Raw genomic sequence first — 13,590 nt, 5'->3', positions numbered from 1 at the left:
TATATTGTTTGTACAAAATGGTCACTGTGGGTATCTGGCCCCAGACTCCCTATTAGGGGAAAGGATGAAGAGGGTTTCCTGCCGTGTTTCAGTTAATTTACGCTGTACAGGTTGCGATTACAACTTTTATGTTGATACATACTTCTATTCTCGATATAAAGTATAGGGAAGTAGATCCTAAACTATGGCTATTTTACTCACCGTTGATGATATTTCTCTATTTTGATATAAAAATGATTAATTTATTAATTTATATTTACTCTCTTTTTACTGTAATTATTGTATTTTTTGCATTTTATAAGCTATCTTTTATGGGAGGCGCCGATTTATTTGCTGTACTAATAGTCAGTATTTCAAATGCGGTGGTCCATCCATTGTTCTTTGCTAGACTTTCAGAACTAGGCATCGAACCGTTGGTTATTGTTTTTTATTCCTCCCTTTTCATAATCATGTCAGGCATCATTAATTTAGTTTCCAATTTCAGGCATACCAAGGGTCTGAAGTTCCACACCAGACTTATCCTAGCTTTCTCAGCCAGGAGAATAAGGGTTGGTCAATTTATCAATTCAAAGTTTCTTTTCCCGTTAACTGAGATCGATGATAACGGTAACGAAATATTAAGGATGGGTTTCTCTGTTGAAGAGGATGATTCTTATTGGAGAGAAGTATACAAAAGGCTAGTTAACGAGAGGAAAGTCTCACTTGATAAGTATATCTGGGTTGCATGGGGTGTTCCTGTCTTGCCGTTTCTTCTAGCGGGATACATAATAAGCCTTGTGATAGGTTTACCTTTTTCATGATAGTTAATAAATGACTTACCGGATCTTTTTAGTGAGTTGTATGTATCCAGGATTCAAATAATCTCCAGTGGAAGTAATCAGTTAGCCAAGTCCTTAGCGAACAGTTTAGACGAACTTGGATTCTTCATAGTGAGAGAAAGACCAGAGGTCATGATTTTCTTTTATCCTTTAGGAATTACGGTAAGGAAGATAGCTGGGCTGATTAGAGATAAGGTGAATGACCCGGTTGTAATAAGCGTAACGGATGATGGCAATTATGTGATACCTGTACTAAAGGAACACAGGGGTGGATCGATAATTGGGGGTATTATAGCAGACCTTATGGGAGCTCAGCTAATATTAACTTCTAGAACGTCACAACTTGGCTTATATAGCGTGGAGGAGTTCGCATGGGTTAATGGTATGGACATCGACCCAAAAGACGCTGATAAAGTAAACGTCAAGCTAGTTAATAATGGTAAACTGAAGCTATTCCTTTCAGAAAAACTTGATATAAGGCTAATGGAAGGATTTGAGCTAACTAACAAAGAAGAGGAGGCTGACCTTATATTAGGAGAGAGAGTAAATGATAAACCTACCCTTGAGCCTAGGCATTTAGTTTTGGGACTAGGATACTCAAGCGGTGTTCCGTTTGAGGTTCTCTATTTCTCAGTAGTAAACACTGCAAAGTCTATACATATCTTCGAAAGAAGGATAGATTTCATAGCTGTCCCAGAGATAAAGTTAGGAGACGAACGAGTAAAAAAACTAGGTAATATTCTAGGAGCGTCAGTTATTTACGTTCCCATGGATCAACTTAAGGGAAGAAGCCAATCCACTCCATCTCGAGTAGCTAAGGAGAGATTTGGCATCGAAGGGGTGTGCGAGCCTTCTTTAGATGCCCTTGGTGCCAAAGTCATTCTTAAAAGAGCTAAAAGAGCATATGGAGTAGTTTCATGCTTGGGAGTTAAATGATAAAAGTCGTTGGGATCGGAGCCGGAGGAGATACGCTGACTCTTAGGGCGGTTCGGGAAATTAGAAAGGCTGAGGTGATAATAGGATATAGAGGTTACATTAGGCAAATAGAGAACTTTATCGGTCCTAATACCAAAGTGATAGAAACTGACGTAGATCAGATTGAGTTAAGAATAAGGCAGGCCTTATCGATGAAGGAGAGAAATACCGTAATCATTAGCTCTGGAGATCCAATGGTATTTGGTATGGGTTCCAGACTTGCGGACAGAGCTGATGAAATTATTCCTGGTATCACCGCAATCAGCCTTGCGGCTAGTATCCTTAAAGTTCCCTTAGATAATTTTGCAGTGATCAACGCTAGCACTTATTCTTCACCTTTGCCTGAGATATTATCAAGATTAAATTCTGCAATAAATGGGAAATTCAACATAGGGATCTATAACTTAAACCCTGTTAAGAGGAGGGCTGACGCATTGACCATCGAAAAGATTGTCAAGGAAAGTGCTAATGGATGGACATTTTACATTATATCAAATGCGATGAAAAGCAACCAGTCAGTGATTTCAGGTAAAGTTCAGGACCTGGACATAACAATAGTTAACATGAATTCGCTACTGATGCTCAGACCGGTGGTAAAATGAAGATTTTTAATGACGTTCTGAACGAGTCGATAGAAATAGAGTATCCACCGAAAAGGATTGTAAGCCTTGACCCAGCAGCTACCGAAACCCTCTTCTTGCTTGGTCTGGAAGACAAGGTAGTAGGTACAGACGCGTTTAGTTACAGACCGGAAGGGGCGAAAAGGAAAGTTAAGCTAGGAAGCTACACTCACGTTAAATATGATTTGCTTGAAGCGTTAAACCCGGACATTATCTTCACTACACTAGGTGCTCAGAAGTATTTGGGAGAAGAGTTAGCTAAACGGGGCTATCCGGTTTATCCTCTTAGAGTCTCTACCTCAGTGTCAGCTATCCTCAACAATGTCTTAATCCTTGGAAACGCCATAGGTGAGTTCGAGAAGTCCAGATCTCTTTATTTAGAATTGTTAAACAAAATTAACCAATTACCTCGTTTTAATTATAGACCGATAATTTATGTCGAGCTAGATCTTGGTGGGCCTATAACTCCTGGCTTCCCATCTCACATAAGTGACGGAATTTGGCTAGCTGGAGGGATGAACCTATTTGATGGCACGGTGGACGCTTACGTAGAGCCGAAAATTGATGCGTTGCTACAAAGAGAGCCTGATTTCATAATCTATGAACCTAAAAGGGAAAGACCTGATGAACTTACTCGTTTCATGGAGTCCCTGGAGCGTAGAGGGCTTCACAAATTGAAGAACTTACCAGTGTTCATGACTAGGGGGGACTTCCTAGCACATCAAGGGCCTAGCTTCATTACGGAAGTGATGCCGTGGATTAATAACGTCATTTCCTCTTGGTTAAGATCCAGGAAATAGCGGCCCACAATATCATTGCTCCACCTATTAAGATCAGAATCTCTAGAAAGGTTTCAAAAATGCCTAACCCATAGTAAAAATTACTTATAGATTCTGCGTTAAATATACCATAAGTATAGGTGACATTAACAGAAGTGTTTCCAGTATTTATTAACTGTATGTAATATGTTGACTGGTTTAGAGCTACCGAAATATCTCTTTGCTGATTTATTATAGGCATCTTAGAGGAATTTAATAAAGAGACGTTAACGTTACCCGTCAACACTAAGAACAAAATAGCGTCCCCTCTTTGCGCACTAATGTTCTTTATAATTTCGCTCTCATTAGGTCCTAGAGAAGTTGCACCACGATTAGCTTTGAAAACGTCGTTTATCGTGCCGTATCCAGGATAATAGAGGGGAATGCTGATGTAAAGAAGGAGCCCAACAACAAGAAGCACTGAACCTGCTATAATAAGACTATATTTCATTATAGAAGATGGAAGATACAGACAAGTTTAAATAATTACTCCATTCATTCTCTACACATGACCGGTGGTCAAGAAATCCATAGAAATTCTTGATACAACGCTAAGGGATGGAGCCCAAGCCGCCTCTATATCTTTTACATTAAGAGAGAAAATAAGAATAGCTCTTCTACTAGACGATCTAGGTGTAGACTATATAGAGGCTGGCTGGCCTGGGTCCAATCCCAAAGACTACGAGTTTTTCAGGGAGATAAAGAATTATAGTCTCAAAAATTCTAAAATTGCAGCCTTTGCAAGCACAAGGAAAAAGGATGTAAGACCAGAGAAAGATCAAAACCTCTTGTCGATCCTTGAATCAGACGTTAACTCCGCAGTACTTTTCGGGAAGAGTTGGACTCTTCATGTGAAGGAGGTTCTCAAGACGACATTAGAGGATAACTTAATGATAATAGCTGATAGTATAGAGTTCCTCAAAGATCACGGTTTGGAGGTGATTTTCGATGCCGAACACTTCTATCAAGGATTTAAGGAGGATCCCGACTACGCCCTTAAGGTTGTTAACGTTGCCGGCGAGGCTGGGGCTAAAGTTGTAGCCTTAGCAGATACCAATGGTGGGACTCTCCCTCATGAGGTAATGGAGATAACAAAATACGTAGCCGAAAGAACTCGAGTCAAGCTAGGGGTCCACATGCATAACGACTCAGGAACCGCAGTAGCGAACTCATTAGTTGGGGTTGTTAGCGGTGCAACACACGTTCAGGGTACAATAAACGGAATAGGAGAGAGGACAGGTAACGCTGACCTCATACAGATAATTCCTAATCTCGCAATAAAGATGGGTTATAAGGTCTTAAAGGAAAATGAAAGTTTAAAGAAGTTAAGGACTGTATCATCTGTGGTCTACGAGCTAGCCGGGCTACACCCTAATCCTTTCCAGCCCTATGTAGGGGAGAATGCGTTTGCACATAAGGCCGGAGTTCATGCTGACGCAGTGATGAAAAACACTAAGGCATATGAACATATAGATCCGACACTGATAGGAAACCAGAGAAAAGTTATAATATCTGAGCTATCCGGAACATCGAATTTAATTAATTATCTTGAAAAAATAGGTATTAAAATAGAGAAGAAGGAAGAGAAATTAAAGAGGGCCTTATCCATCATCAAGGAATTGGAAGCTCGGGGCTATAGTTTCGATTTAGCACCTGAGTCCGCGTTACTCATTGTCTTGAAGGAATTGGGCCTCTATGAAAAGTTCTTCGATCTGAAGTATTGGAAAGTTATTAACGAGGACAAGCTAGCTCTAGCTGTAATAAAGGTAAACTCAAGGGTTGAAGTTGCTGAGGGAGCAGGGCCAATTAATGCAGCCGATCTAGCGCTAAGGAGATGCCTTGTGAAGGATTTCCCGGAGCTGGAGAAGGTAAAGCTTACAGACTATCGTGTGATTTTACCAGGTGAGGTCAAAAATACTGAGAGCGTTGTCAGAGTCACGATAGAATTTAATGACGGTGATAGAACTTGGAGGACAGAAGGCGTTTCAACAAGCGTAATTGAGGCGTCTGTTATGGCGCTAACAGATGGGTTTGACTACTATCTACAACTTAATAAGAAATTAAAGCCTCTGTTTCTAAAAGACTAATTGTGTCTTGGGATCCTGGCGGAGCAACAGCGAGTCAAAGCAAGTTATACATATATCTTAAGTTCTTAAGGATGGAACAGACTTTCTTTAGTCTACCTATGGCTTATTTAGGAGCCTTTATAGCGATAAGGGGAATACCATCTATAAACGTTCTTTTGTTGATATTTTTTGCTCTTCTCTTCTTGAGGATAGCTGGCATGACTAACGATAACCTTGCTGATCGTGAAATAGATTCCAAGAACCCTAGAACCAGAACTAGACCGTTAGTAACAGGGGCGATTACTGTAAAGGAGGCAAAAGTCTTGATAGCTATCGGACTTATAGGCTTTTTCATCTCAGCCTTTTTAGTTAATAGATGGGCCTTCCTACTTTCACCTATTCCTGCCATAGTTACTATGACCTATCCTTATATGAAGAGATTCACAGCCTTTGCCAACTATCAAATAGCTACAGTACAAGGCTTGGCTGTATTTAGTGGTGCTGTTGCTAGCATAGGAGTAAACGCAGATTCTCTGTTTCAAGTTGTCAGATCTGTACCTTGGCTCTTCGTCATCGCTACTATTTTGTGGGCTGTAGGTTTTGATCTCTATAATCATATCCCAGATAGAGATTTCGACAAAAAGATGGGTTTACACAGCTTCGCCGTACTTTTGGGAAATAAAGCTCTGGCTTTCGCCGGTTTAATCAACTAGTATCTGTAATTATTGATTTTACGGCAGATTTTATGTATAATCTAGGTCCTATATCCTACGCATCAACGGTGCTACATGGCTTAATAATGCTATACGCTTTCTATCTGGCTTCAACAAACAACTTCGGTAAGGCATTCTACTATAACATTTACTCTTCGGTAGTTTTAGGTCTTGGAATTGACTTAGATATATTACTTGGCATACCTTTCACTTAGACGAAACAAAATAAAACTTGATCCAATAAACTACCAAATATACTTTTATTTTCTATTTGGTAAGGATAGCGATGTGAAAGCTTAGTGAAGTAACACGCTAAATAAATTAACCCCTATACCATTTTTATATTATGACTCTCAGGGGCCTCTGAAGTTTAGGAGGACTTATTCCCCCAGACACCCCCCGAGGTCCCTGGGTGTCTCAAAGATTGATTAGAAATCCCATTTTACCCCTTCTGAGCACATAATATCTCTCTATAAACCGTTTTAACAGGGGTCTTATCCTAGATCTCTTTACAGAAACGTAGTCACCGCCCCACGGTTTAGTCGACCTTATGTGAAGACCTTCTCCAAAGCCTCCATCCAGAATGAAGATGAATGTAGGTTTGAACTCCTCCATTCTTTTATTCAATATTCTTCCCCCAACGTAGATGCCGGTTCTCATAGCCAGCTCCCCGAGTTTAGGCCAGCCTTTTATTATGTCTCCTGCCACATACACGTTCTTGTAGAGTTCTAAGAACCTTGAAGGCGTATAAAAGGTAAAAGGATGAACAGAAGTACACTCGTCAATTATTAACTCAGGTTTCTCAGTGTAACCAAGCCCTGCTCGGCTCACTAGTTGTCTAACCTGATTTTCTACGTCACTTCCTAACCAGCTAAGATAACTAGTGTTAACCTTCACGTCTTTCCCCAGTCTTCTTAAGTAAAAACCTAGTTGAAGTAAGAGATATTCGTCAAAATGACTCACTGTTCCTAAAGAAATAGTTGATCTGGACATCGCTTCTTTAATCACCTTATCATAGTTTTGTCTTTCACATCCAGGAGCTATAATCAGGTTGTTAGCGTAAATCTTCTCTTGTTCGGTTTGAATAATTTTGGATTGAAGATCCAGGTCAATAACTGTCCTCTCCTCTACGAAAGGTAGAGGAGCTGCAAACTTTAAGTTACGGCTAACTATATTTCTTAGTTTGGCTGTCCAAAATATAAAGTTTTTATTCTTAGAAATTATCAAACCTCTTCTCTTTAGGGTGTAGTATGCGTTAACTCCAGCGTATCCACTACCAATGATAAGCGTATCTACATATCTCTCTTTCATACAGGCTTAATAGTTTCACCTCTGCTAAATCTTTAATTGTGAGACTTTCGCTGGGTTACTCGGATGAGAGTGATCTGAAGCCCCTCTTACCGTTATTGGAGGGGAAAATAAATAGAGACATATACATTGAACCAATCAAAATAAAAGAAAATGAAATTAAATTTCAATTTCATAGTTTTGACATCGTATATATGTCCCTGCCGCTTATAAATCATTTACCAGGCGTTAGGTTCATATCCAATGGGGCAAAGGTAACGGAGAGAATTGGTATAAGAGGGAAATGTGAAAAACAAGTGTGCGTAAATGATTTCAATTCTACAGAATATTTCTTTATGAGAATTTTTGACTCAAAGAGACAAGTGAATAAAGGAGAAAATTGCGAATGTAAAGTTGAATTTGAAAATATAGATGAAGACCTGACTGCCTTGTGGAAAGAGAAATGTGGTGACCTTCCGATAGTTCTTAAACTGATTGCTGCGAATATGGACGATTCGCAAATATCAAGAGTCAAGGTAGCCATCAGGGAATCAGCGTCCCTAATGATCGATAGTAACCTTTCGCAGTTCTCAAAGGAATTGGGATTAAAAGGAAGAGAAAGCGTGAATTGCTTCATTTCAAAATGTAAAGAGGTTGGGTTGTGCTCAAATAACAAATACTTTATACTTTAGATAAGAACGAAGATTTAATTATTCTACTGATTTTTATAATAAAATATAAGCTCGGTATGTAGAGAAGGTCCTCCACTCTATCACCTTTGAAAATAAGTATTAGAGACACTATTACCATTATGAAAATCTCATCTTTCATATCAAAAATTGTGTATACTCCTGTTTTATAATCGTCTCACATGATATTGAATATGACCAAATAATGGTCTATGAGGATAATATTGAACTGGAAGGAGATAGAAAGGTGAGAAGTATAGTGGGTGAGCTCCTTGAGCTGATGGAGGAGAGAGAGGCATATGTGATTTCAAGGGCTATAAGAAGTACTGGAGATTTAGACTTAGTTGGAACGATTAGGTTTTCAAAGAATGCACTAACGTTAGGCCCGGAGCTAGTGAAAAGGGGCGTTCTGGTAGATACTAGAATGGCGAAATCTGGCATAGGAGAATTGGCGATATACAGGGATCTGAAAAGTCATTCTAGCAAATATAAGTCGATTGATGTGGTGGACTCATGGAAAGATGAGATGGAAGGTAAAGCTGTATTAATTGGTACAAGTCCATTAGCCTTAATGAGAGTATTGGATTTAGCTGAACAGGGAATAGTCCCAGGTCTGGTTATAGGAGTTCCAGTAGGTTTCGTGAATGCGCTTAAAGCCAAGTATAGACTGTACAGGCAACATAAGGTAGAATATATTACCAACATTAGCGTTAAAGGTGGAGTAGGACTAGGCGTTAGCATCGTGAGGGCTTTGATGGAAATTGAATGAAATTGTTGATTTTCTTTCCGTTGTGCTCTATTACGCTTCGAACGGATACCCATTACCTGTAGCGTTTTCGAAGGCCAAAGCTAAGAAAAAAGTAAGTGGTGTGAATTACGATTATCTATACGAGTTATCCAGAGTATTATTATTAAACTACTTTGGGCTGAAAGGAAAAACTAATAGGAAAAAGGTTATCTCATTTCTCACAGGAAACACTAAACTGATCTTACCAAGTTGGATGGATGAACAGTTAAGATATCTAATTGATTTGGATAATTATTTAAAAAACTTAGTTAAAAAGAAAACTCAATGGTTCAGAGTAAACAGAATATTAGGCGATGAAGACAAAGTGCTTAAGTCTTTAGAACTTCAGGATATTGAGTTTATAAGAGATAATGATTTTAATTATGTCTATAAAATTACTAAAGGCAATATAACTAAGACAAAGGAATTTACGGAAAACAAGGTGATATTACAGGATAAAGCTAGCGTCGCTGTAGTAGAGGCTTTGAGACCTGAACCAGGGGATGTGGTTTTAGATATGGCGTCCTCTCCTGGTCTGAAGGCCGAATTGATCTATGAACTCACCCAGGGCGAAATAAGTTTAGTTTTGGCTGAATTTTATATGCATAGACTATCCAAAGAAATGAGATTGCTTAAAGAGCTAGGGGTAAACCCCTCTTCTCTTAACTTCATTGTCCAAGACTCCACCTCTAACTCCATCGTTAGGGTTGATAAAGTTCTGATAGATGCTCCTTGCTCTTCCTCCGGAACCTTATCTGACGATCCTACAGTCCTTATCACCCTATCCACTAAAGAAAAAGTAAATCTGTTCTCAAGGGTTCAAAAGGCCATGCTAAGAGAGACATTTAATATTCGTTTTAAAAAAGGCGTATATTCTGTATGCTCTATATTTCCTGAGGAAGGAGAAATGATAGTAGAAGAGATCAAGGACAGGCTAGTTAAGACAGGCTTACCTGGATCTACAGGTTATCCTAATTTCTCTGTTGGAAATTTATGTACTAGATATTTTAATTTCATTGATGAAACTGATGATTTCTTTATAGCTAAGTTTAAAGGGATGGACGATGAGCGTTAGGATTCCACTCAATTACGAACCTTTATCTCCATCTCTATCTAACGCTAAATCAGCGAGAAAAAAGATCATGAAAATGGGCTTCACTACAGGTACCGCTGTATCGGCAGCCGCAAAGGCATGCGCTTTCGCACTGAAAGGGGATCTTCGAAGTGCAGTAGTGGTGTCGACACCAATCGGCTTAAGGATAGAGATTCCTCTTAACTTTGTGAAAATGGATGGAGATTGGTGTATCTCGTCCGTGACAAAAAATGGAGGGGACGATCCAGATGATACTAACGGGATGGAGATCATTGTAAAGATGAGACTAAACGATGACATAGGTTATATAACGTTAAGAGGGGGACCTGGTGTTGGAAAAGTTACTAGCCCTGGCCTCCCTGTTAAAGTTGGAGAGCCTGCAATTAATCCAGTACCTAGAAAACAATTAATTGAGAATATAAAAGAAGTACTTGGAGATAAGTTCGGAGCGGAGATAGAAGTAGTTATTCCAAAGGGCTATGAAATTGCAAAGCGTACATTCAATCCTAAGCTCGGTATAGAAGGTGGTGTATCTATCCTAGGAACGAGCGGTGTTGTCAAGCCTATGAGTCTGATCTCGTGGTTCGCCTCGATGGTTGAACAGCTCGACGTAGTTCGTTCTTTCGGCCTGGACTACGTAGTCCTTGTCCCCGGAAATATTGGCGAAACTAGTGCCAGAAAAAAATTGAAAGTTGATAATAGATCCATTGTCCAGATGGCAATATTTACTGGTGGTATGATAAAGGCCTCGACAAAAAGGGGATTTAAGGAGATCTTGCTTTATGGGCATATGGGCAAATTAGTTAAGTCGGCTATAGGAATTTGGAACACTCATTATAAATATGGTGATGGAAGGTTAGAAACTATCGCCGCTTTCGCTGCTAAACATGGAGTAATTAGCACAGATATAGAGAGAATATTGAACTCACGAACCACGGACGAAGCTTTAGAGATATTAAAAAAATATGATTACTATTCTATTTTTAATGATATAGCCAATAAAATAGCATATAATTCTACTAACCTTATTGAAGGAAAAGCTAAGGTTCATTGCGTTATAATTAATATGGAAGGGGAGATAGTTGGAAGATCTGAAGAAGCGGGAAAATTCTTGGCCTAGAATAATAGGTGCAGGACCTGGTAGCCCTCAATATTTCACGTTGAACCTAATAAACAGTTTAGCCAGAGCGAATAAGGTGTTTGCAGCAGAACGAATCCTTAATGTGATAAGACCTTATACTAAAGCTGAATTAATAAAATTAGAGGAAGATAAGCAATTTTATTCTATGATCAAAAATATAAGAGAGGAGGAAGGCACATACGTACTTTCTACCGGTGATCCTATGATAGCTGGGTTAGGTCCTTTCTTTGTAAACAGTCTTATTGAGCCCGGGATAAGCTCTGTACAAAAATGCGCCTCGCTGATACATGAGCCACTCACTAACAGCGTTATTTTATCTACAAGATATGGAAAAAATTATGAGAAAATAAAACCTGTACTAGAACTTGGATTAAGGGTGTATCTTTTACCTGAACCACAACTAAATATTGGAACTATAATGAGAAAGTTAGCTACTTTGATCAAACCAACGTCAAACGTGGCGATATGCATGAACCTTACATTGCATGACCAGAGAACATACAGTGGCACGATAAATGAGTTTACTGAATTAAAAGATAACGGCCTAAAAATAATTTTCATCCGCCCCCCAAGTCTTTAAATTAAGAAATAATTGTTGATGGATCTCCCTAAAATAGATCAGACATTACCCTTATTTATACCAGACGGAGTGGAGAGCTTCATATACAAATCGGGGGATAGTTTCTACGTTCTAACTTCAGCGCTAGTACAGCCGATTATTCGAGTCTTTCCTTCGTTATTAATTCGGGGTGAGGTTTGGATGATACAACGAGGTAATACTATAATAGAAATAGAAAGCGGAAAAGAGAAAACTCTGAACTGTGTAAAAAAGGAGTGCTTAGAATCGCAGGATCTTCAATTCGTCACAGTTAAAGACAATGTAATGCCTGTTATTAGCAAAAGGGATATGTTTCTATACAACGGAGAACATTTCTCAACTTTTAAGAGAAGAGTAAATATCTCTTATTTACATAGAAAAGATAAAACTGTAGTATTTACCAATAATAACGAATATTTTTTCGACAATGTAACCGATGTTGGTATCACTAGGGCAGGTGTGTCTCTCATAAGGGAGGGATATACTGAACTTATAACTCCTCTAGGAGACAAGATAATAAGGAAAATTGAGGGTAAAATCGCATTTATAAATTCTAGCGATGTAATTTATCAGGATAAAGAGAATAGAATATGGTTAAATGATAATTTATTAGGATTTTGTAATTCAAATTTTGATATATTAGCAAAAGGACATGGGTGGGTCGTGGGATTGTGCGGAACGTCAGCAAGATATTACTTTCATGGCAATTGGATAGAACTAGCTAATAACGTGGATGGTCTGAAAAGCGATGCCAGTGAAAACTTCATAGGGTTGGTAACATTAAACGAATCTAAGATCTTTGACTTAGATTTAAGGCAAAGATATTCCATTATAGGCGGAACTTTGGGTATAGGATCTAGAAAAATGGTATTAATAGCAAAGAATAAACTATTTATTCTAGATATTGGTGAATTTTATAAAATAAGGATTAACGTAAATAAAGAAGAGAATCTTATCTCCTTAACTTATCCCAGCGGATATTCGATAAAAAAGAACGATCTGTTAGCAACGACATGTAAAATAACACATGATGGCATAGTGGAAGAGAACTTGGAATATCTCGGCCATAAAAGTGAAGAGGAGATAATTGTCCAGTCTGACATTGGGGAACAAAAAATATTGTTAAGCTTTAACCGCTCTCCTATAGAAGGTCAGATGACAGGTATTATCTATATCGCTGAGGGAAATGGCAAAGCGAAGTCCGGACGTGGAAACGCAGTTCTAGTTGGCGAGTTCATCCTTAAACAAAAAGTTAGATCTCGATTAAGACTCAACATTACTATAGCAGATCAAACTAAAAGTATTGATATAAATGATATAAAAACGACTATAAGGGAGACATTTAACATAGTATATAGGAACTCAGATATATTTCCCGTTTATTATGAGTTAACGTACCAGAACAGGACAATTTCAAGAGGGTATTCAACTTCGAGAGTAGTTATCAAAAACGTTCCTAAAATGAAAAGGAGGATTAAGATAAATAGGGGACACGTTTTAGTAGATATTGAAAGAGCTGAAGATGAGTTATTCATTTGGGATACTGTGAGAGTGAGACCAACTTACAAACAGCCAATAAATTTTATCCAACAGTACAGTGAAAAAAACCTTTTAAATAATAAAATTTCGTTTTATTTAGATAAAAATGGTACTATCAAATTAAAGCTAGGCCAATTTTTAAAAAAATTGGACGTTTGGATCGAAGGAAATTACATTCACGTTATTCCTCACGTTACTCTAGATAGTATAATACAAGTTTATTACGCCACATACGTATATACTGGTCTTCCTGAGCATATAATTTTCCCACTAGATCCTGTATATAGTAAAATAATTGTTAAAATTTTCATAGGAGATGTTGAAATACAGAAGATGTTTACGATAGACTCGTTAAAGCTATGTTTAAAAGTGGCACTCCAGACTATAAACGAACTCGCATCTAAACTGAAAAATATCGGCCTAGAGTGACTACTTTTGATTTCTTA

At 38.4% G+C, this 13,590-nt stretch carries 13 protein-coding genes and 1 pseudogene; 12 read left to right on the top strand and 2 right to left on the bottom strand.

Features of this window, described 5'->3' with window-relative positions; all coding sequences use genetic code 11:
- The first annotated feature begins 128 nt into the window (after nucleotides 1–128).
- From MCUP_RS01015 to MCUP_RS01000, 4 genes are read left to right on the top strand one after another with little or no spacing between them, the layout of a single operon-like run.
- On the top strand, nucleotides 129–800 hold the full coding sequence (locus tag MCUP_RS01015) for an A24 family peptidase C-terminal domain-containing protein (protein ID WP_013736808.1): 672 nt from the start codon (nucleotides 129–131) through the stop codon (nucleotides 798–800).
- Between the two features lie 36 nt (nucleotides 801–836).
- Nucleotides 837–1,754, top strand: coding sequence for a cobalamin biosynthesis protein (locus tag MCUP_RS01010; RefSeq protein WP_013736807.1), 918 nt, complete (start codon nucleotides 837–839; stop codon nucleotides 1,752–1,754).
- Nucleotides 1,751–2,395: an SAM-dependent methyltransferase gene (locus MCUP_RS01005; RefSeq protein ID WP_013736806.1), complete on the top strand. Its 645-nt coding sequence runs from the start codon at nucleotides 1,751–1,753 to the stop codon at nucleotides 2,393–2,395. Before MCUP_RS01010 ends, MCUP_RS01005 begins: the two co-directional genes overlap by 4 nt.
- Nucleotides 2,392–3,213 (top strand): ABC transporter substrate-binding protein, encoded by an 822-nt coding sequence (locus tag MCUP_RS01000; RefSeq protein ID WP_013736805.1) that lies wholly within the window; start codon nucleotides 2,392–2,394, stop codon nucleotides 3,211–3,213. Before MCUP_RS01005 ends, MCUP_RS01000 begins: the two co-directional genes overlap by 4 nt.
- Here MCUP_RS01000 and MCUP_RS00995 read toward each other — a convergent pair.
- Nucleotides 3,182–3,682, bottom strand: a complete 501-nt coding sequence (locus tag MCUP_RS00995; RefSeq protein WP_013736804.1) for a hypothetical protein — start codon at nucleotides 3,680–3,682, stop codon at nucleotides 3,182–3,184. The genes MCUP_RS01000 and MCUP_RS00995 overlap by 32 nt on opposite strands.
- Before the next feature lie 64 nt (nucleotides 3,683–3,746).
- On the opposite strand from MCUP_RS00995, the gene cimA reads away from it, so the two are divergent.
- On the top strand, nucleotides 3,747–5,318 hold the full coding sequence (gene cimA, locus MCUP_RS00990; protein WP_013736803.1) for a citramalate synthase: 1,572 nt from the start codon (nucleotides 3,747–3,749) through the stop codon (nucleotides 5,316–5,318).
- A gap of 2 nt (nucleotides 5,319–5,320) precedes the next feature.
- Nucleotides 5,321–6,225, top strand: a pseudogene (locus tag MCUP_RS00985) (4-hydroxybenzoate octaprenyltransferase).
- A 202-nt stretch (nucleotides 6,226–6,427) separates the two neighbouring features.
- On the opposite strand, the gene MCUP_RS00980 reads toward MCUP_RS00985, so the two are convergent.
- The gene (locus MCUP_RS00980) at nucleotides 6,428–7,321 is read right to left on the bottom strand and encodes an NAD(P)/FAD-dependent oxidoreductase (RefSeq protein WP_013736800.1); all 894 of its coding nucleotides are present in this window, start codon (nucleotides 7,319–7,321) and stop codon (nucleotides 6,428–6,430) included.
- Nucleotides 7,322–7,359: 38 nt separating this feature from the next.
- Here MCUP_RS00980 and MCUP_RS00975 point away from each other — a divergent pair, with 38 nt between their 5' ends.
- The 6 genes from MCUP_RS00975 (at nucleotide 7,360) to upsX (ending at nucleotide 13,573) form a co-directional block, all read left to right on the top strand.
- Nucleotides 7,360–7,989 (top strand): hypothetical protein, encoded by a 630-nt coding sequence (locus tag MCUP_RS00975; protein ID WP_013736799.1) that lies wholly within the window; start codon nucleotides 7,360–7,362, stop codon nucleotides 7,987–7,989.
- Between the two features lie 202 nt (nucleotides 7,990–8,191).
- Nucleotides 8,192–8,755, top strand: coding sequence for a precorrin-8X methylmutase (locus MCUP_RS00970; RefSeq protein WP_013736797.1), 564 nt, complete (start codon nucleotides 8,192–8,194; stop codon nucleotides 8,753–8,755).
- A complete protein-coding gene (locus MCUP_RS00965) occupies nucleotides 8,748–9,848 on the top strand; it encodes an RsmB/NOP family class I SAM-dependent RNA methyltransferase (RefSeq protein ID WP_048057362.1) in 1,101 nt (366 codons plus the stop codon). The genes MCUP_RS00970 and MCUP_RS00965 overlap by 8 nt, the downstream gene beginning before the upstream one ends.
- Nucleotides 9,838–10,986 (top strand): cobalt-precorrin-5B (C(1))-methyltransferase CbiD, encoded by a 1,149-nt coding sequence (gene cbiD, locus MCUP_RS00960; RefSeq protein WP_013736795.1) that lies wholly within the window; start codon nucleotides 9,838–9,840, stop codon nucleotides 10,984–10,986. Before MCUP_RS00965 ends, cbiD begins: the two co-directional genes overlap by 11 nt.
- Entirely contained in the window at nucleotides 10,949–11,587 is a 639-nt protein-coding gene (locus tag MCUP_RS00955) for a cobalt-precorrin-7 (C(5))-methyltransferase (RefSeq protein WP_013736794.1), read from the top strand. Before cbiD ends, MCUP_RS00955 begins: the two co-directional genes overlap by 38 nt.
- Before the next feature lie 18 nt (nucleotides 11,588–11,605).
- Nucleotides 11,606–13,573 (top strand): protein UpsX, encoded by a 1,968-nt coding sequence (gene upsX / locus MCUP_RS00950; protein WP_013736793.1) that lies wholly within the window; start codon nucleotides 11,606–11,608, stop codon nucleotides 13,571–13,573.
- Nucleotides 13,574–13,590: the final 17 nt, after the last annotated feature.

The sequence above is a fragment of the Metallosphaera cuprina Ar-4 genome (genome assembly GCF_000204925.1).
GTDB lineage: Archaea > Thermoproteota > Thermoprotei_A > Sulfolobales > Sulfolobaceae > Metallosphaera > Metallosphaera cuprina.
The sequence above is the reverse complement of the archived record's forward strand: the minus strand, read 5'-3'. Positions and strand labels throughout refer to the sequence as shown.